We start from the raw sequence: 18,451 nt of genomic DNA on the forward strand, positions 1-18,451 counted from the left end.
GGCGCAGGCGGGTGCGGTACCCCATGCCGATGCCGTCCCGCAGGCGGAGGCGCCGCAGCCGCCGCCCGAGGACATCGCCAGGCCGCATTCGGAAACCCCGCAGCCGCAACAACTTCCCGACAACGGAGGCCAGCGGTGACACAGACCAGGCCCGCGCCGCGCCAGCGACGTGGGCCTGGGCCCACCAAGGCGGCAAGACCACGTTCGGCGCCGCCCAAGAAGGACACGCCGCTGCGCAGGCGGCTCGGCGCAGGCCGGATCCTGATGCTGATCGCGCTCGGCGTCGTCGCGCTGCAACTGCTCTGGATTCAGACGATCAACGCGCCGAGCTTGTCCGCGCAGGCGGCAGATCAGCGCACCTATCAGGAACCCGACTACGCCACCCGCGGCCCGATCACCGACCGCAACGGCAAATTGCTCGCCTTCACCGTCGCCGCGAAAAAGCTGAGCTTCCAACCGGTTCCGGTGCGCAAGCAGCTCGCCGACGCGCGGGCGAAGAGCGAAAAGGCGCCCGATCCGGACAAGCGGCTCGAGGACATCGCCAAGATGATCGCCGAGAAGCTCGGCAAGTCGGGCCCATCGGAGTCGGAACTGCTCGCCAAGCTGCGCAGCAATGAGAAGTTCGTCTACCTGGCCAGCAATGTCGACCCGCGGATCGCCGCGGATATCAGGGCCAAGTACCCGGAGGTCGGCGCGGAGGTGCAGCACCCGCGCGAGTATCCCGGTGGCTCGTTGGCGGCCAACGTGATCGGCGCGACCGGCTGGGACGGCCACGGTCAGATCGGGCTCGAGTCCTCGCTGGACTCGGTGCTCGCAGGCACCGACGGTTCGCGCACCTACGACCGCGGCTCCGACGGCGCCGTCATCCCCGGCAGTTCGCGCGACAAGCAGGACGCCGTGAACGGCTACGGCGTCGAGCTGACCCTCGACTCGGATCTGCAGTACTTCGTGCAACAGCAGGTGCAGCAGGCCAAGGAGATGTCCGGCGCCAATGCGGCCTCGGCGGTGGTGCTCGACGCCAAGACCGGCCAGGTGCTGTCGATGGCCAGCGACAACACCTTCAATCCGCAACTGGGACCGGAACATTGGGACAACGCGGGGATGAACAACCCCTCGGTGTCCAACGTCTTCGAGCCGGGATCGGTGAACAAGATCATCACGGCCTCGGCCGCCATCGAGTACGGCCTGACGACTCCCGACGAGGTGCACCAGGTGCCCGGCAATATCCGGATGGCCGGGGTGACCGTCAACGACGCGTGGCCGCACGGTGTTTCGCCGTTCACCACCACCGGCATCTTCGGCAGGTCGTCCAACGTCGGCACCCTGATCCTGGCCCAGCGGGTCGGCGAGGACCGCTTCGCCGACATGGTGAATCGCTTCGGTCTCGGCCAGCGCACCGGCGTCGGCCTGCCCGGCGAGAGCTCGGGCCAGGTGCCTGCCAGGGACCAGTGGTCCGGCGGCACCTTCGCGAACCTGCCGATCGGCCAGGGCCTTTCGATGACCACCCTGCAGATGACGGGGATGTACCAGGCCATCGCCAACGACGGCGTGCGCATTCCGCCGCGCATCATCAAGTCGAAGATCGGCCCGGACGGTCACCGCGCCGAAGAGGAACAGCCCGAGGGCGTGCGGGTGGTGAGCCCGCAGACCGCGGCGACGCTGCGCACCATGTTCCAATCGGTGGTGCAGCGGGATCCGATGAACGCCAACCAGAACGGCACCGGCGGCCCCGCCGCCATCGACGGGTATCAGGTCGCGGGCAAGACCGGCACCGCGCAGAAGGTCGACCCGGCCTGCCGGTGTTACTCGACGTCCTCGTTCTGGATCACCTTTGCGGGCATGGTCCCTGCCGACAACCCGCGCTACGTGATCGGCCTCATGCTCGACAACCCGATCCGCAGCTCCGACGGCAGCGGCGGCCAGTCGGCCGCGCCCCTGTTCCACAGCATCGCCTCGTGGGCACTCCAGCGCGACCGCATCCCGCCGTCGCCGGAGCCGTCCAGGCGATTCGTGCTGCAGGCCGACTAGGGCGTGTCTCCCGGGCATGCGGTGCGGAAAAACGCAGGCGCGTGGTGAAGGCGCTATCCGTCGCCGGTAACCTGACACGTCGATCACCGCCCGCCGAGAGGAGCCTGGTTTCTGTGCAGTCCGGCCAAGCGCATGCGTTGCGACCAGCGCACGTGCCAACCACATCGTTGACGGTGCTCGCGGCCGCGATCGAGGCGGAACCGGCTGTACCGGCATCCCTCGACGGGGTCGTGGTCACCGGCATCGAGCAGCGGTCCAAGGCCGTGCTGCCTGGAGATCTCTTCGCGGCGCTGCCAGGTGCCCGATCGCACGGCGCGCGCTTTGCCGCCGACGCGGTCGCCCGCGGCGCCGTTGCGGTGCTCACCGATGCGGCGGGCGCCGAACTGGCCGGAGCACTGGACGTGCCGGTGCTGGTGCGGGAGAACCCGCGCGGGGTGCTCGGCGAATTGTCCGCATCGATCTACGGCAACCCCTGTGCGCAGCTGCGGATCGTCGGCATCACCGGCACCTCGGGCAAGACGACGACCTCCTATCTGGTGGAGGCGGGGCTGGCCGCAGGCGGCCTGTCGACCGCGCTGATCGGCACCATCGAGACCAGGATCGGCGGGCGCCGGGTGCCGAGCGCGTTGACCACGCCCGAGGCGCCGCAGCTGCACGCGATGTTCGCGCTGATGGTCGAGCAGGGCGTTGACGCGGTGGTGATGGAGGTGTCCAGCCACGCGCTGGCGCTCGGCCGCGTCGACGGCGTGCGTTTCGCGGTCGGTGGGTTCACCAACCTGTCACAGGACCACCTGGACTTCCACGCCGACTTCGAGGACTACTTCGGCGCCAAGCGCAGGCTGTTCGAGGCAGGTTCGCCGATTGCCGCACGGACCGCGGTGATCTGCGTCGACGACGAATGGGGCCAACGCCTCGCTGCGGACCTCGACGCCCCGATCACGGTGTCCACCACCGGATCCGGAGACTGGGCCGTGCGCGACGGCATCCGGGCGCACGGCGGCGCGCAGGAGTTCACCGCGGCCGGTCCGGACGGCGATGTCGCTGTGCGGCTGCGTCTTCCCGGCCGCTACAACGTGGCCAACGGGCTGCTCGCGATCGCACTGTGCGCGGCGGCCGGTGTCGAGGCAGCGGTCGCTGCGCCCGCGCTGGCCACCGTCGACGTGCCAGGCCGGATGCAGCGGGTGGAGCGGGGCCAGGACTTCCTCGCCATCGTCGACTACGCACACAAGCCGGCCGCGCTGGAATCGGTGATCGCTACGCTGCGTGGACATCTCGCCGCCGACGCACCGGAAGCGCCTGGGCGCCTTGCCGTGGTGATCGGCGCCGGTGGCGACCGCGACGCAGGCAAGCGTCCACTCATGGGCGAGGTGGCGGCGCGCGGCGCCGACCTGGTGATCATCACCGACGACAACCCGCGCAGCGAAGACCCGGAACGGATCAGGGCGGCGATGAGTTCGGGTGCGCTCGCAGTGCCCGAGGCCGAACGCGGTACGGTGCGCGAGGTCGGCGATCGCGCCGAAGCCATTGCGGCAGCGGTGAATTGGGCACAACCCGGCGACGTGGTACTGGTTGCTGGCAAGGGCCACGAGGCAGGGCAGGAAATCCAGGGCGTGAAGCATCCCTTCGACGACCGCGACGTGCTCGCGGCGGCACTGGACAAGCGAAGTCCGCACAGCGCGGATGCGGAGGACTTGACGGTTTCATGATCGAGATGACACTGCGGGAGATCGCGGACGTCGTCGGCGGCACGCTGCACGACGTCCCCGACCCGGAGGTGCGAGTCACCGGTTCGGTCGAATTCGATTCGCGCCGAATCGGTCCCGGTGATCTGTTCCTTGCGCTGCCCGGCGAACGCTCGGACGGGCACGACTTCGCGACGGCGGCGATCGCCGCCGGTGCGGTCGCGGTGCTCGCGGCACGCCCGGTCGGGGTGCCTGCCATCGTGGTCGCGCCGAACCCCGGCTCGTTGCCTGCGAGTTCGGTTGCGCTGGCCGGTGATTCGGACGGCTCCGGCGCGGCCGCGCTGGTCGCGCTCGCCGATCTGGCCCGCGTCAGTGTCGAACGTCTCAGCGCGGCAGGCACTCTCACCGTGATCGGGGTAACCGGCTCGTCCGGCAAGACCTCGACCAAAGACTTGCTCGCGGCCGTACTCGCGCCGCTCGGCACCGTGGTCGCGCCGCCGGGTTCGTTCAACAGCGAGCTCGGCCACCCGTGGACCGCGTTGCGCGCCAACGCCGACACCCGTTTCCTGGTGCTCGAGATGTCGGCGCGCGGCACCGGTCATATCGCTGCCGCGGCCGAGGTGACACCGCCGCGCATCGGCGTCGTGCTCAACGTCGGCACCGCCCACCTCGGTGAGTTCGGCAGCCGCGAGGCGATCGCGAAGGCCAAAGGCGAACTGGTGGAAGCGCTTCCGTCGTCCGGGCTGGCGGTGCTCAACGCCGACGATCAGCAGGTCGCCGCGATGGCGGCGCGGACGTCGGCCCGCGTGGTGACGGTCGGGCACTCGGACAGCGCGACAGTGCGCGCCACCGACATCCGCCTCGACGAACAGGCGCGTGCCGGTTTCACCATGCACACCCCGGCGGGCAGTGTGCCGATCCAGCTGGCCGTGCACGGTGAGCACCAGGTCGGCAACGCGCTGGCCGCCGCCGCCGTCGCCATGGAATGCGGTGCCGACCTCGCCACCGTCGCGCAGGCGCTGTCCGGCGCGCGCGCCGTTTCGGCCCGCCGCATGGACGTGCGCACCACCGACCGTGGCGTGACCGTCGTCAACGACGCGTACAACGCCAACCCGGATTCCGTTCGCGCAGCACTGAAAGCGCTGGTCACCATGGCGCGCGCGGGCGAAACTCCGCGCCGCAGCTGGGCCGTGCTCGGCGAGATGGGCGAACTAGGGGAAGAATCCGTGATCGAACACGATCGGATCGGGCGGCTCGCGGTCCGGCTCGACGTGCACCGGCTGATCGTCGTCGGCACCGGAAGGCCGTCCCGGGCGATGCATCAGGGAGCGGTGATGGAAGGCTCATGGGGCGAGGAATCGATCCTTGTGCCCGACATCGCCGCGGCCATCGCGCTGCTCGACGACGAAGTCGAGCCGGGTGACGTGGTGCTGGTGAAGGCGTCGAAGTCGGAGGGCCTCTGGGAGGTCGCCGAACACCTGACCGGTAGTGAGCCATCGAGCGGACGCAAGGAAAGCACGGAGGCAGCAGGGTGAGTGAAGGAGCCGTGGTCATCGCCAACCACCGGTCGGACGACGACGTCCGCTGCCGAACGACTGAGCTGAGCGCAAGCGAGGCGCAGTCGTGAGACAGATTCTGTTCGCGGCCGCGATCGCGCTTGCCGTGTCCATCCTGCTGACCCCGCTGCTGATCAAGATGTTCGCCAAGCAGGGCTTCGGCCAGGAGATCCGGGTCGACGGCCCGGCCAGTCACCAGGCCAAGCGCGGCACCCCGACCATGGGTGGTGTCGCCATCATCGTCGGCATGTGGGCCGGCTACCTCGGCTCGCATCTGATCGGCATCGGCTATAACGCCGACGGTCCTTCGGCCTCCGGGCTGCTCGTCCTCGGCCTGGCGACCGCGCTCGGCGGTGTCGGCTTCGTCGACGACTTCATCAAGATCCGCAAGCAGCGCAACCTCGGCCTGACGGCCGCGGGCAAGTACCTCGGTCAGCTGACCGCCGCCGTCGTGTTCGGCGTGCTCGCCTTGCAGTTCCGCGGCGCCAGCGGGCTGACCCCGGCCAGCAGGCACCTGTCGTATGTGCGCGACATCAGCACGGTCACCATGGGCGTCGTCGTGTTCCTCGTCTTCGTCTGCCTGGTGGTCGTCGCCTGGTCCAACGCGGTGAACCTCACCGATGGACTGGACGGTCTGGCGGCAGGATCGATGAGCCTGGTGCTCGGCGGCTACGTGGTCATCACGTTCTGGCAGTACTACCACGCCTGCGAGACCAAGCCCGAGCTCGGTTGCTACAACGTGCGCGACCCGCTCGACCTGGCATTGGTCTGTGCCGCAGGCGCGGCGGCGTGCGTCGGGTTCCTGTGGTGGAATGCCGCGCCCGCCAAGATCTTCATGGGTGATACCGGCTCGCTCGCGCTCGGCGGCATGCTCGCAGGCTTGTCCATCACCACACGTACTGAGCTGCTGATGATCGTCATCGGCGCGCTCTTCGTTGCCGAGACCCTGTCGGTCGTGCTCCAGGTCGCGGTCTACCGCACCACGCGCAACCGGCTGTTCAAGATGGCGCCGTTCCATCATCACTTCGAGCTCAGCAAGTGGGCCGAGACTACGGTGATCATCAGGTTCTGGCTATTGGCCGCGATGGCGTCGGCCGTCGGGCTCGGTTTGTTCTACAGCGAATATCTCTCTGCGGTCGGGTGAACTAGCGATGGTCGAACATTCTCCTCGGGCCCTGCGATCACCAGGGCCCATGCTCGAATTCCTGCGTGGCCGTGACGTTCTCGTCGCGGGCTGGGGTGTCTCGGGGCGCTCGCTCGTCGAGCCGCTCCGCGATATCGGCGCACGCCCGGTGGTGACCGACGGCGGCGCCGCGGCGCTGGCCGAAGCGTCGGCGCTCGGCCTGGACATCGCCACCTGCGCGGAACTGGAATCCGCGGACTGGAGCCGGTTCGCGCTGGTGATCACCAGCCCGGGTTGGCGGCCGGACTCACCGGTGCTCGCCGCGGCGGTCGCCGAGGGCACTCCGGTGTGGGGCGACGTCGAATTCGCCTGGTGGGTCGATCAAGCCAGGATCTACGGTCCGGTGCGCAAATGGCTGGTGATCACCGGAACCAACGGCAAGACCACCACGACGCAGATGACGCATGCCATCCTGCGCGCCGCGGGCATCCCCAGCGTCGCGTGCGGCAACATCGGCCTGCCGATCCTGGATGCGTTGCGGCGCAACCCCGGTCCCCAGGTGCTCGCGGTCGAGCTGTCCTCGTTCCAGCTGCACTGGGCGCCGTCGGTGCGCCCGGAGGCGGGCGTGGTGCTCAATGTGGCCGAGGATCACCTGGATTGGCATGGCGGCCTCGACGCGTACGCCGCGGCCAAGGCGCGGGCGCTGGTCGGCAGGGTCGGCGTGGTCGGGCTGGACGATCCGGTGGCCGCCTCGCTGGCGCGTCGTTCGAAAGCCCGTCGCACCGTTGGCTTCCGGATCGGCGTGCCCGCCGACGGTGAGCTGGGCGTCGTCGACGGCAAGCTGCTCGATCGCGCGTTCACCAAGGCCGCGATCCTGGCCGAGGTCGGCGACATCAGCCCGCCGGGACCGGCAGGCGTCGCCGATGCGCTCGCCGCGGCCGCACTGACCAGGGCCATCGACGTGGCGCCGCAGTTCATTCGGGAAGGCCTGATCGAGCACAAGGTCGGCCCGCACCGCTCCGCGTTCGTGCGCGAGGTGGCAGGCGTCGACTTCATCGACGACTCCAAGGCGACCAACCCGCACGCCGCACGCACCGCGATCCTGGCGCATCCGCAGGTGGTCTGGGTGGCAGGCGGCCAGCTCAAGGGCGCGCAGATCGAGGACCTGGTCGAAGAGGTCGCCGACCGGCTCGTCGCGGTGGTGCTGATCGGTGCCGACGCGCCGGTGTTCGCGGCCGCATTGGCGCGACACGCGCCCGATGTCCCGGTCATCGAGCTGATCGCGGGAGACGATGCTGGGATGGGTGACGCGTCGATAACCGATAAGGCCGACGCTGTCATGGCGCGTGCGGTCCGCGCCGCGGCCGGGTTCGCCAGTCGTGGCGACACCGTATTGCTCGCTCCGGCAGCGGCATCCCTGGACATGTTCGCCGACTACACGCATCGGGGCCGCAGTTTCGCGGCCGCGGTGCACGCACTGGAAGACGGTGACGTCGGGCGGCAGCTATGAGTGAAACGGCGCGGCGGACGGACCCGCGAGCCGGAGCCCGCTTCGTGGCCTGGCTGGCGCGGCCGCTCGCGTCGTTCCATCTCGTCGTCACCATCGCCACGCTGCTCACCGTGCTCGGCCTGGTGATGGTGCTTTCCGCGTCGAGCGTCGAGGCGTATGCCGATGGGGGATCGGCGTATTCGCTGTTCATCCAGCAGGCACTGTTCGCCGCGATCGGCTGCGTGCTGTTCTATCTTGCGCTGCGCATTCCGTTGAAGCGGCTGCGGCAATGGTCGTTCCCGCTGTTCGCGCTGTCGGTGGTCGCGCTGGTGCTGGTGCTGATTCCCGGCATCGGCTCCGAGGTGCAGGGCGCGCGGCGCTGGTTGTTCATCGGGCCGATCTCGGTGCAGCCGTCGGAGATCGTCAAGGTGACGCTGGTGGTGTGGGGTGCCCACCTGCTGGCGTCGCGGCGTTCGGAACACGCGAGCCTCAAAGACATTCTGGTGCCGCTGGTGCCTGCGGGCCTGATCGTGTGTCTGCTCGTGGTGTTGCAGCCCAACCTGTCCACCACCATCGCGCTCGGTGTCGTGCTCGCGGCGCTGCTCTGGTTCGGCGGACTGCCGCTGCGGCTGTTCATCACCATCGCGGTGTCCGGCATGATCGCGGCGGGCGTGCTCGCCTTGTCCGCCGGGTACCGGTCCGACCGGATGCGCGCGTTCTTCAATCCAGGCGAAGACCCGCAGGGCAAGAATTACCAAGCGCGCCAAGCGCTGTACTCGCTGGCCGACGGCGGCATCTGGGGTCGTGGCCTCGGGCAGAGCCGCGCCAAGTGGAGTTATCTGCCCAACTCACACAACGACTTCATCTTCGCCATCATCGGCGAGGAACTCGGCTTCCTCGGCTGCGCACTGGTGCTCGGGCTGTTCGCGTTGTTCGTCTACACCGGCCTTCGCATCGCCAGCCGCTCGGTCGATCCGTTCCTTCGCCTGCTCACCGCGACCGCGACCACCTGGATCACCGTGCAGGCGTTGATCAATATCGGCTACGTGGTCGGTCTGCTTCCGGTCACCGGCCTGCAGCTGCCGCTGGTGTCCGCGGGCGGTTCGTCGCTGGCGATCACCCTGTTCATGTTCGGCATCATCGCGAACGCCGCGCGCCATGAGCCCGAAGCGGTTTCGGCACTACACTCCGGACAGGACGGCAGGGTCAGCAGATTGCTGCGGCTGCCGAAGCCGGAAATCTACTCGCCTGCCAGAGCCAGTGCCGCCCGCGCGAAGTCCGCGCAGCGCGCCAAGAAGCCGCCGCCGCAGCGCAGACAGGCCTTGCCTCCGGCGCGGCGCCCGAAGGAGGAGCCGGGCCGACGGCGTTCGCCCGAGAGCCGCGGCACCAGTTCGCTGCGCGCCACCAGGGCATGGGAGCCAAGCTATCCGGTCAACCACGCAAGAGAACGGGGACGATCTAGGTGATCTCGGTAATCGTCGCAGGCGGCGGCACGGCGGGCCATATCGAGCCCGCCCTGGCAGTAGCGGATGCGCTGCGGCGACTCGACGATTCGATCCGGGTGACCGCGCTCGGCACCGAACGTGGCTTGGAGACTCGCCTGATCCCCGAACGTGGCTATCCCCTCGAACTGATCCCGCCGGTGCCGTTGCCGCGCAAGCCGTCCGCCGATCTGCTGCGGCTGCCCGGCCGTGTCCGTGCCTCGGTGGCGCGGACCAGGGCCGTCATCGACAAGGTCGAGGCCGATGTGATCGTCGGCTTCGGCGGTTACGTGGCGCTGCCCGCCTACCTGGCCGCCGGGCCTGGCCTGCTGCGGCGGCGGCGCGCGGTGCCGGTGGTGGTGCACGAGGCGAACGCCAAGGCGGGGATTGCGAACAAGGTCGGCGCGCGCCGAGCCGCACGGGTGCTCGCTGCCGTTCCGGATTCGGGGCTGGCCGGGGCGCAGGTCGTCGGCATTCCGGTGCGGGCGGCGATCACCACGCTGGACCGCGCCGCGTTGCGTGCCGAGGCGCGCGCCCATTTCGGGCTGCCTGCCGAGGGACCGGTACTGCTGGTGTTCGGCGGCTCGCAGGGCGCGCGATCGCTGAACGAGGCGGTGTCGGGTGCGGCGGCGCAGCTGGCCGCGGCAGGCATTTCGGTGCTGCACGCGCACGGCCCGAAGAACACCCTGGACCTCGCCGCGCCCGCCGGGGGCGCGCCATACGTGGCGGTGCCGTATCTTTCCCGGATGGATCTCGCCTACGCCGCCGCCGACGCGGTGGTCTGCCGGTCGGGTGCGATGACCGTCGCCGAGGTGTCGGCGGTCGGGCTGCCCGCCTTCTATGTGCCGCTTGCACACGGCAACGGCGAGCAGGAACTCAACGCAAGACCGGTCGTCGCGCAGGGCGGTGGCAGAATCGTGCCCGATTCGGAACTGACCCCGAAGTACGTGATCGATGAGGTGATTCCGCTGCTCATGGACTCCGCACGGCTGATCGAGATGGGCAGCGCCGCAGGCGGTGCCGGGCACCGTGACGCCGCCGACGCGGTGGCGCGCATCGTCCTGGAGGTAGCTCAGTGAGCGACGAGCTCTCGTCACTGCCGCCCTCGCTGGCGCGGGTGCACATGGTCGGCATCGGCGGTGCCGGCATGTCCGGCATCGCCCGCATCCTGCTGTCCCGCGGCGGCGCCGTCTCCGGTTCGGATGCCAAGGAGAGTCGCGGCGTGCTCGCGCTGCGGGCAAGGGGCGCGCAGGTGCGCATCGGCCACGACGCCAGCGCGCTCGACCTGCTGCCCGGCGGCCCGACCGTGGTGGTCACCACCTACGCGGCCATCCCGAAGACCAATCCCGAACTGGTGGAAGCGAAGCGGCGCGACATTCCGGTGCTGCTGCGCCCCGCCGTGCTCGCGTCGCTGATGCAGGGGCATCGGACGCTGCTCGTCTCGGGCACGCACGGCAAGACCTCGACCACCTCGATGCTCATCGTGTCGTTGCAGCACTGCGGGCTCGACCCGTCCTTCGCGGTCGGCGGCGAGCTGAACGAGGCGGGCACCAACGCCCACCACGGCACCGGGGACATCTTCGTCGCCGAGGCCGACGAGAGCGACGGGTCGCTGCTGCAGTACGAGCCGGACGTCGCGGTGGTCACCAACATCGAATCCGATCACCTCGACTATTTCGGTACCGACGAGGCCTATGTCCAGGTCTTCGATGATTTCGCGGACCGGCTCGTCGAGGGCGGCCTGCTGGTTGTCTGCCTTGACGATCCTGGTTCCTTCGCGCTGGCCGAGCGGGTCGGTGCGCGGTTGGCCGAGAAGAACATTCGGGTCCTCGGCTACGGCTCCGGCGAGCTCGCCGACGCGCCGGTTCCGGTCGGCGTTCGCCTGCACAGCTGGGAACCGCGCGATGTCGGCGGCATCGTAGGGTTCCAGCTCGCCGACGAATCGGCGCCGCGCACGCTGCGGCTCGCGGTGCCGGGCAGGCATATGGCGTTGAACGCCATGGCTGCGCTGCTCGCCGCCCGCGCAACGGGTGCCGACGTGGACGAAATCGTCCAGGGCCTGGAAGGTTTCGGCGGCGTGCACCGCCGATTCCAGTTCAACGGCAGGGAGAACGGCGTTCGGGTCTTCGACGACTACGCCCACCATCCGACCGAGGTGCGCGCCGTGCTCGGCGCCGCCGCCGAGCTGGTGCAGCAGGAGGCCCGCGATGGTGCGCGGTCGCGGCAAGGCCGGGTGATCGTGGTCTTCCAGCCGCACCTGTACAGCCGCACCGCGACCTTCGCCAAGGATTTCGGCGCCGCGCTCAGCCTGGCCGACGAGGTCGTCGTGCTCGATGTGTACGGGGCGCGGGAGAAGCCGCTGCCAGGGGTGAACGGTGCGCTGGTGGCGCAGTCGGTCACCAAACCCGTGCATTACCAGCCGGATATGTCCCGGGTCGGTCGCCAGGTCGCGCGGCTCGCGCTGCCCGGCGACGTGGTGATCACCATGGGTGCAGGCGACGTGACGATGCTCGGCAGCCAGATCCTCGACGGCCTGCGGGCGCGGCCCCAGTACGGGCGCTGACGGTGACACGCCGGGGACGGCAGTCGGTGGAGTCGGCGGGACGGGCGAACACCAGCGGCGGATCGGGGCGGGTCCGCGCGGAGCGGCGGGACGGACCCGGGTTCGTCCGGTCGGCGATGGAACGGCTGAGTCCGGCGCGGTGGCGGCGAATCTGGTTGTGGGGATTGCTGAGTGTGTGCGTCCTTGCCGTTGTCGCGGCCGTCGCGTTGTTCACCCCGGTGCTTTCCGTGCGCACCGTCAAGATCGACGGCGCGATCGCGGTGCCCGAGCAGCAGGTGCGGGCGCTGCTCGAAATCCCTTCGGGCCGCTCGATGCTGCGCATCGATACCACCGAGATCGCCCGGCGCGTCGCGAATATTCCGAAGGTGCGCACCGTGCGGGTGCAGCGGGTGTTCCCGTCGACGGTGAAGGTGACTGTGGTCGAGCGGGTTCCGGTGCTGTTCTTCGACAGCCCGCAGGGCGCGCATCTGCTCGACGCGGAGAGCGTGGAGTTCGCGATCGAGGCCGCGCCGATCGGCGTGCCCCGGTTGGTCACCGACCATCCGGCCAGCGCCGACCCGGTCACCAAGGCCGCCGTCGGTGTGCTCGCTGCGCTGCCGCCCGCGCTGGGCATTCAGGTGGACGAGGTTGTGGCACGGTCCATTTCGGATATTTCGCTGAATCTGAAGGACGGCCGCACGGTACTGTGGGGAGGGACGAACGACGCCACGCGCAAGTCGGCAGTCGTGCTCCCGCTGTTGACCCGCCCTGGAACGGTGTTCGATGTATCGAGTCCCAATCTGGTCACGGTAAAGTGAGCGATACCCATTGCGCCCGCGTCGAATTGCACACTTCGATGGGCGGAGTTCGCAGACCCCGCGTGGTCCCGCGAACCACCGTCTCCGGGCCTGACGCTCATGCCACCGGTCTTCGCGCCGGGAACGGAGCGCCGGGGGGCAACCGTTCACCATACGTCGTGTGGGTCGGCGAAACGAGAGGGATCACACAAGATTCTGTCTCCCGTTTCGGCGCGCCTGCGCGCGGATTGCGGCGGCTGCGAATAGCGTTCCGCAGCAGTCGGATACTTGACATAACGCTAACCCTATGGTTGAGGTTGAGGGTTTGCCCGGGCGGCGGATCGCTGAGTGAAGCCGCTCAGGCGAACTCCGCCCAGCTGAACAGGCGAAATGTCTCGAATCCGAAAACGACAGGCTTTAGATCGAAGGAAGGCGAGAGCCCATGACGCCCCCGCACAACTACCTTGCAGTGATCAAGGTCGTCGGTATCGGCGGCGGCGGTGTGAATGCCGTCAACCGGATGATCGAACAGGGCCTCAAAGGTGTCGAGTTCATCGCTGTCAACACCGACGCGCAAGCCCTGCTGATGAGCGATGCCGACGTCAAGCTCGACGTCGGCCGCGAACTCACCCGTGGTCTCGGTGCAGGCGCTGACCCCGAGGTCGGCCGCAGGGCCGCCGAGGACCACAAGGACGAGATCGAAGAGGTGCTCAAGGGCGCCGACATGGTCTTCGTCACCGCGGGCGAGGGTGGTGGCACCGGTACCGGTGGTGCTCCCGTCGTCGCCCAGATCGCGCGCAAGCTCGGCGCTTTGACCATCGGTGTCGTCACGCGACCGTTCTCCTTCGAGGGCAAGCGGCGCGGCGGCCAGGCCGAAACTGGCATCACCCAGCTGCGCGAATCCTGCGACACGCTCATCGTCATCCCGAACGACCGGCTGCTCCAGCTCGGCGACGCGGCGGTCAGCCTGATGGACGCGTTCCGCTCGGCCGACGAGGTGCTCCTCAACGGTGTGCAGGGCATCACCGATCTGATCACCACCCCCGGCCTGATCAACGTCGACTTCGCCGACGTCAAGAGCGTGATGTCCGGCGCGGGCAGCGCGCTGATGGGCATCGGCTCCGCGCGCGGCGAGGGCCGTTCGGTGAAAGCGGCCGAGTCGGCGATCAATTCGCCGCTGCTCGAGGCGTCGATGGACGGCGCGCACGGCGTGCTGCTGTCGATCGCGGGCGGCTCCGACCTCGGGCTGTTCGAGATCAACGAGGCCGCGTCGCTGGTCCAGGAGGCCGCGCACATCGAGGCCAACATCATCTTCGGCACGGTGATCGACGACTCGCTCGGCGACGAAGTGCGAGTCACCGTGATTGCCGCGGGTTTTGACGGTGGAGGACCCGCCCGGCGTACCTTCGACACCGCCAGCCGGGTCAACATCGGCTCGGCGCGGGCAGGGGAGATCGCCAAGAGCCGCGGCACCGAGGTCGCAGCCCACAGCAGCGATGCGACGGCCACCCCGATCGGCTCGGGCTCGAGCAGGAGCAACGTGCCGAGCTATTCCGACCGCCCCCGCCTAGCCGACCCGACCGTCGCGAACAACCCGCGCGCCCACATCGAGCCGCCGGACGACGATGACGACGACGTCGACGTGCCCTCGTTCATGCGCCGGTAAAACTCGAAGAACTTCGAGGGGAGTCACCTGGTTGCTGGTTGATCGTCAACCGCCACCGGGTGACTCCCCTCGATGCATTCATGGGCATGATCACTGGGGGCGGGGGTGACAGGTCGGCCTTCACTACGCTCGGGGGTATGACTGCGCCGACTTTGACTGTTCGACGGGTGACCACGACGCGGGCGGGTGGCTTTTCGGCGCCGCCGTACGAGTCGTTCAACCTTGGGGACCATGTGGGGGACGACCCCGGCGCGGTGCGGCGCAATCGGGATCGGCTGGCCGAGGGGATCGGGCTGACGCCGGATCGGCTGGTGTGGATGGAGCAGATTCACGGCCGCAATGTCGAAATCGTCGACGGCCCACGGGCGGAGCCGGTGCCTGCGACCGATGCGGTGGTGACCACGGTGCCCGGACTCGCGCTCGTCGTGCTCACCGCCGACTGCGTGCCGATCCTGTTGTCCGACGACGAGGCGGGCGTGATCGCCGCGGTGCACGCGGGTCGCATCGGCGCCAGGATCGGCATCGTGCCCGCTGTACTCGACGCGATGGTGTCGGCAGGCGCCAAGCTCGAGCGGATCGGGGCGTTCCTCGGCCCTGCCGCGTCCGGTCGACAGTACGAGGTGCCCGCCGCGATGCGTGCCGATGTCGAGGCGCACCTGCCAGGCAGCGCCGCGACGACGGTGCGTGGCACGCCCTCGCTCGACCTGCGCGCCGGAATTCGCAGGCAGCTCACCGAAGCCGGGGTGAGCGGGGTCGCCGTCGACCCGCGCTGCACCATCGAGGACCGCACCCTGTTCAGTCATCGCCGCGGCGCGCCGACCGGTCGCATCGCCGGGGTGATCTGGATGCAAGCATGAGCGAGCGCAGCGAGCGAATCATGTGCCAGCGTGCCCCGCACATGCCGGAGCCGAGCGTCAGCGAGGCGCAGGCATGAGCGGGGCGCTGAATCTGACGGAGACCGTCGACGCCAGGACGGCCGAGTTGGCCACCAACCTGTCCGGTCTGCTGCAGCGGATCGACGCGGCCTGCCTTGCGTCGGGCCGTGATTCGGACACGGTGCGTCTACTCCCCGTGACGAAATTCTTTCCGGCTGCCGATGTCGCGATTCTGTACCGTCTCGGCCGCCGCGAGTTCGGCGAGTCACGGGAGCAGGAGGCGACTGCCAAGGTGGCTGGACTGCCAACTTTGGTTCGGCAGGGCGTCGATGCGGCTCGATCGGGCGCCGAGAGTGACGAAGGCCTCTCAGATGTCCACTGGCACATGATCGGACGGCTCCAGCGGAACAAGGCTAAGGTCGTCGCCCGCTGGGCGCACACCGTCCACTCGGTCGACAGCGAACGACTGGCAACGGCCCTTGACGCTGGTGCGCGCGCCGCGCTCGACGCAGGCGACCGGACCGACCCGCTTCATGTCCTCCTGCAGGTGAGCCTGGACGACGACCCTTCGCGCGGCGGTGTCGCACCGGAGGATTTGGCAGCGCTCGCGGAACACGTTGCGGCGTCGCCAGGATTGCGATTGTCGGGGCTGATGGCCATTCCGCCGCTGGGGGCTGAGTCTGATGCATCTTTCGCGCGGCTTGCGATATTGCACACGAGGATGCTCGCCGAGCATCCCGGTGCCACAGAGCTTTCCGCCGGAATGTCAGGGGATCTGGAATCTGCCATCCAACACGGCTCGACGGTTGTGCGTGTCGGTACCGCCTTGATGGGCGCTCGACCGATAACCTCGGCGTAGCAAAGAAACCTCATCAGTCACATTCGACACATATGCTTGGGACAGACGAGGGGCTGAGCAAGACTTCAACACCCGGCCGCCACCGGGGCCGAAGGAAGGTCGACCAATGAGCGAGCGCAGCGAGCGAGTAATCAGCGCAGCCACTTGCGTGGTCATGACCGTGCCACGCGACTGCGGGGTGCGGTGATGAGTACGCTTCACAAGTTCAAGGCGTACTTCGGCATGGTTCCGCTCGAGGATTACGAAGACGACTACGTGGATGATCGCGCCCCGCGGGGCAGCGACGAGCGTGGTTCCCGTCGGCCCCGGCCCCGTGACTATGCCGACCGTGGCGCCTACGGCGCCGATCGCTATGCCGAAGATCGTTACGGCGCAGACCATTACGGCGCCGACGGCTTCGACCGCGAGGATCCGGATTACCCGGAGCCTGCCTACAAGTCGCCGTACAAGGCCGGATACCCCGTGTCCCGCCGCGACGACTACGCCGACGAACCCTACGGCGAGGACCGTTACGAGGCGCCGCGGCGTCCCACCCGGATCGAGGCCGCACCGTCGGGCCGATTCCGGGCGGGCGGTAGCGCGCCGACGATGCGCGGAGCCACCCGAGGTGCGCTCGCCGTCGATCCCGAGGCCGAGGAGCGGCGGCTGGAGGAGCGCGTGCGCCCCGAGCCGGCACCCGCGCGCAGGCCGGGGATCTTCGAGGACGGAGGCCCCTTGTCCAAGATCACGACGTTGCGTCCACGTGACTACAGTGAGGCCCGCATCATCGGTGAGCGCTTCCGTGAGGGCAACCCGGTGATCATGGATCTGGTCGATCTCAGCAACGCCGATGCCAAGCGGCTGGTCGACTTCGCCGCAGGTCTCGCGTTCGCGCTGCGTGGCTCGTTCGACAAGGTTGCTACCAAGGTGTTCCTCCTCTCACCCGCGGATGTGGACGTATCGGCCGAAGAACGCCGACGCATCGCCGAAACCGGCTTCTACAACCAGAAATAAGGTCGTGATCTGGGGGGTGTTGCCGACCGGTCGCGCGTGGGGCGGCGCGGTCATTTTGCGCAAAGCCGATTTTGCGGCAGAGTGAACTCGTGGCCTTGTTCGCGGTGCTGTACTTCGTACTGTTCATCTTCTGGCTGTTGCTGATCAGCCGGGTGATCGTGGAGTTCATCCGAAGCTTCGCTCGTGACTGGCGTCCGACCGGTGTGGTGGTCATCATCCTGGAGGTGATCTTCACGATCACCGACCCGCCGGTGAAACTACTGAGACGGTTGATACCACCGGTGTCACTGGGGGGAATTCGCCTGGACTTGTCGATTATGGTCCTGCTTTTCATCGTCTTCATCTTGATGTCGATCGTGGGCAGGCTCGGGCAACCAGTAGCTCCGGTGTGACAGAATGGGCCGTGAAGTAGCTTGCTAGATCTGCTAGATCTCCAAAAGACGCGTGAAGGGATCCTTCCATGCCGCTGACTCCAGCCGATGTGCACAACGTCGCGTTCAGCAAACCGCCGATCGGGAAGCGCGGCTACAACGAGGATGAAGTCGACGCCTTCCTGGATCTCGTTGAGCAGGAGCTCTCGCGTCTGATCGAGGAAAACGCCGACCTGCGCCAGCGGGTCGCCGAACTCGATGCAGAACTGGCTGATGCCAAGAAGAATCGCGGCCCTGTCGTCCAGAACAACGTGAAACCGCCTGTGCAGCAGGCGCCGCCACCACCGCCGGAGCCCATCAAGCCGCCGGTGCAGCAGGCGCCGCCCGCCCCGATGCCCGCCGCGCCCGTCCAGAAGGACGCCCCTGGTGCGGACGCGAACCTGCAGGCCGCCAAGGTGCTCAGCCTCGCCCAGGAGATGGCGGACCGGCTGACCAGTGACGCCAAGGTGGAGGCGGAGAATCTGCTGTCCAACGCGCGGGCAAATTCTGAGCGTCTGGTCGGCGATGCCAGGACCCGTTCCGAGGGCATGATCGCGGACGCACGCCAGAAGGCCGACGCCATGCTGTCGGACGCGCAGAACCGTTCGGACAACCAGCTGCGCCAGGCCAAGGAGAAGGCCGACGCACTGCAGGCCGACGCCGAGCGCAAGCACACCGAGATCATGGCGACCATCACCCAGCAGCGCAGCGTGCTGGAGAGCCGGATCGAGCAGCTCAAGACCTTCGAGCGGGAGTACCGGGTGCGGCTGAAGTCCTACCTGGAATCGCAGCTCGAGGAACTGGAGAACCGTGGCTCTGCGGTGCCGGTCGATGGTGGCGAGGCGTTTGCCGATGCCAACACGGCCAACAACCTGCAGCCTGCCTCGTTCGGCAAGGGTGGCAAGTAGCCGCTCATCTCGAGCTGCACCGTCCGGATAATTAGAGGAACA

General features: G+C 68.3%; 15 protein-coding genes. All 15 read left to right on the plus strand.

The window, feature by feature from the left end; genetic code table 11:
* Positions 1 to 135 precede the first annotated feature (135 nt).
* The 15 genes from NA11_RS40245 to wag31 all read left to right on the plus strand — a co-directional run bounded on the left by NA11_RS40245 (position 136) and on the right by wag31 (position 18,409).
* Positions 136 to 2,028, plus strand: coding sequence for a peptidoglycan D,D-transpeptidase FtsI family protein (locus tag NA11_RS40245; RefSeq protein WP_439957143.1), 1,893 nt, complete (start codon positions 136 to 138; stop codon positions 2,026 to 2,028).
* A 113-nt stretch (positions 2,029 to 2,141) separates the two neighbouring features.
* On the plus strand, positions 2,142 to 3,734 hold the full coding sequence (locus NA11_RS40250) for a UDP-N-acetylmuramoyl-L-alanyl-D-glutamate--2,6-diaminopimelate ligase (protein WP_084655502.1): 1,593 nt from the start codon (positions 2,142 to 2,144) through the stop codon (positions 3,732 to 3,734).
* The gene (locus tag NA11_RS40255; protein WP_069167367.1) at positions 3,731 to 5,245 is read left to right on the plus strand and encodes a UDP-N-acetylmuramoyl-tripeptide--D-alanyl-D-alanine ligase; all 1,515 of its coding nucleotides are present in this window, start codon (positions 3,731 to 3,733) and stop codon (positions 5,243 to 5,245) included. Before NA11_RS40250 ends, NA11_RS40255 begins: the two co-directional genes overlap by 4 nt.
* Positions 5,246 to 5,333: 88 nt before the next feature.
* Positions 5,334 to 6,410: a phospho-N-acetylmuramoyl-pentapeptide-transferase gene (gene mraY, locus NA11_RS40260; RefSeq protein ID WP_069167368.1), complete on the plus strand. Its 1,077-nt coding sequence runs from the start codon at positions 5,334 to 5,336 to the stop codon at positions 6,408 to 6,410.
* A gap of 49 nt (positions 6,411 to 6,459) precedes the next feature.
* Positions 6,460 to 7,899 (plus strand): UDP-N-acetylmuramoyl-L-alanine--D-glutamate ligase, encoded by a 1,440-nt coding sequence (gene murD, locus NA11_RS40265; RefSeq protein WP_069167369.1) that lies wholly within the window; start codon positions 6,460 to 6,462, stop codon positions 7,897 to 7,899.
* Positions 7,896 to 9,344, plus strand: a complete 1,449-nt coding sequence (gene ftsW, locus NA11_RS40270; RefSeq protein WP_069167370.1) for a putative lipid II flippase FtsW — start codon at positions 7,896 to 7,898, stop codon at positions 9,342 to 9,344. Before murD ends, ftsW begins: the two co-directional genes overlap by 4 nt.
* Complete coding sequence (murG, locus tag NA11_RS40275; protein ID WP_069167371.1) at positions 9,341 to 10,438, plus strand: undecaprenyldiphospho-muramoylpentapeptide beta-N-acetylglucosaminyltransferase; 1,098 nt, start codon at positions 9,341 to 9,343, stop codon at positions 10,436 to 10,438. The genes ftsW and murG overlap by 4 nt, the downstream gene beginning before the upstream one ends.
* Positions 10,439 to 10,482: 44 nt before the next feature.
* Positions 10,483 to 11,922, plus strand: a complete 1,440-nt coding sequence (gene murC / locus NA11_RS40280; RefSeq protein ID WP_069167386.1) for a UDP-N-acetylmuramate--L-alanine ligase — start codon at positions 10,483 to 10,485, stop codon at positions 11,920 to 11,922.
* Between the two features lie 2 nt (positions 11,923 to 11,924).
* Positions 11,925 to 12,719, plus strand: a complete 795-nt coding sequence (locus tag NA11_RS40285) for a cell division protein FtsQ/DivIB (RefSeq protein WP_245746538.1) — start codon at positions 11,925 to 11,927, stop codon at positions 12,717 to 12,719.
* A 421-nt stretch (positions 12,720 to 13,140) separates the two neighbouring features.
* The gene (gene ftsZ, locus NA11_RS40290) at positions 13,141 to 14,364 is read left to right on the plus strand and encodes a cell division protein FtsZ (protein WP_069167373.1); all 1,224 of its coding nucleotides are present in this window, start codon (positions 13,141 to 13,143) and stop codon (positions 14,362 to 14,364) included.
* 137 nt (positions 14,365 to 14,501) lie between these two features.
* On the plus strand, positions 14,502 to 15,221 hold the full coding sequence (gene pgeF / locus NA11_RS40295; protein WP_069167374.1) for a peptidoglycan editing factor PgeF: 720 nt from the start codon (positions 14,502 to 14,504) through the stop codon (positions 15,219 to 15,221).
* 73 nt (positions 15,222 to 15,294) lie between these two features.
* A complete protein-coding gene (locus NA11_RS40300; RefSeq protein WP_069167375.1) occupies positions 15,295 to 16,098 on the plus strand; it encodes a YggS family pyridoxal phosphate-dependent enzyme in 804 nt (267 codons plus the stop codon).
* 186 nt (positions 16,099 to 16,284) lie between these two features.
* The gene (locus NA11_RS40305) at positions 16,285 to 17,091 is read left to right on the plus strand and encodes a cell division protein SepF (RefSeq protein ID WP_069167376.1); all 807 of its coding nucleotides are present in this window, start codon (positions 16,285 to 16,287) and stop codon (positions 17,089 to 17,091) included.
* Positions 17,092 to 17,180: 89 nt separating this feature from the next.
* Positions 17,181 to 17,483 carry a YggT family protein gene (locus NA11_RS40310; protein ID WP_014983168.1) on the plus strand — a complete coding sequence of 101 codons (303 nt, stop codon included), beginning with the start codon at positions 17,181 to 17,183 and terminating at the stop codon, positions 17,481 to 17,483.
* 68 nt (positions 17,484 to 17,551) lie between these two features.
* A complete protein-coding gene (gene wag31, locus NA11_RS40315; protein ID WP_069167377.1) occupies positions 17,552 to 18,409 on the plus strand; it encodes a DivIVA-like cell division protein Wag31 in 858 nt (285 codons plus the stop codon).
* Positions 18,410 to 18,451: the final 42 nt, after the last annotated feature.

The organism is Nocardia altamirensis NBRC 108246 (genome assembly GCF_001612685.1).
GTDB classification, from domain to species: domain Bacteria; phylum Actinomycetota; class Actinomycetes; order Mycobacteriales; family Mycobacteriaceae; genus Nocardia; species Nocardia altamirensis.

Excerpts from the sequence above, each read along its gene's own strand:
- NA11_RS40255 (WP_069167367.1), top strand. The coding sequence starts at position 3,731 with ATGATCGAGATGACACTGCGGGAGATCGCGGACGTCGTCGGCGGCACG.
- murD (WP_069167369.1), top strand. The coding sequence starts at position 6,460 with ATGCTCGAATTCCTGCGTGGCCGTGACGTTCTCGTCGCGGGCTGGGGT.
- ftsW (WP_069167370.1), top strand. The coding sequence starts at position 7,896 with ATGAGTGAAACGGCGCGGCGGACGGACCCGCGAGCCGGAGCCCGCTTC.
- murC (WP_069167386.1), top strand. The coding sequence starts at position 10,483 with ATGGTCGGCATCGGCGGTGCCGGCATGTCCGGCATCGCCCGCATCCTG.
- ftsZ (WP_069167373.1), top strand. The coding sequence starts at position 13,141 with ATGACGCCCCCGCACAACTACCTTGCAGTGATCAAGGTCGTCGGTATC.
- pgeF (WP_069167374.1), top strand. The coding sequence starts at position 14,502 with ATGACTGCGCCGACTTTGACTGTTCGACGGGTGACCACGACGCGGGCG.
- NA11_RS40300 (WP_069167375.1), top strand. The coding sequence starts at position 15,295 with ATGAGCGGGGCGCTGAATCTGACGGAGACCGTCGACGCCAGGACGGCC.
- NA11_RS40305 (WP_069167376.1), top strand. The coding sequence starts at position 16,285 with ATGAGTACGCTTCACAAGTTCAAGGCGTACTTCGGCATGGTTCCGCTC.
- wag31 (WP_069167377.1), top strand. The coding sequence starts at position 17,552 with ATGCCGCTGACTCCAGCCGATGTGCACAACGTCGCGTTCAGCAAACCG.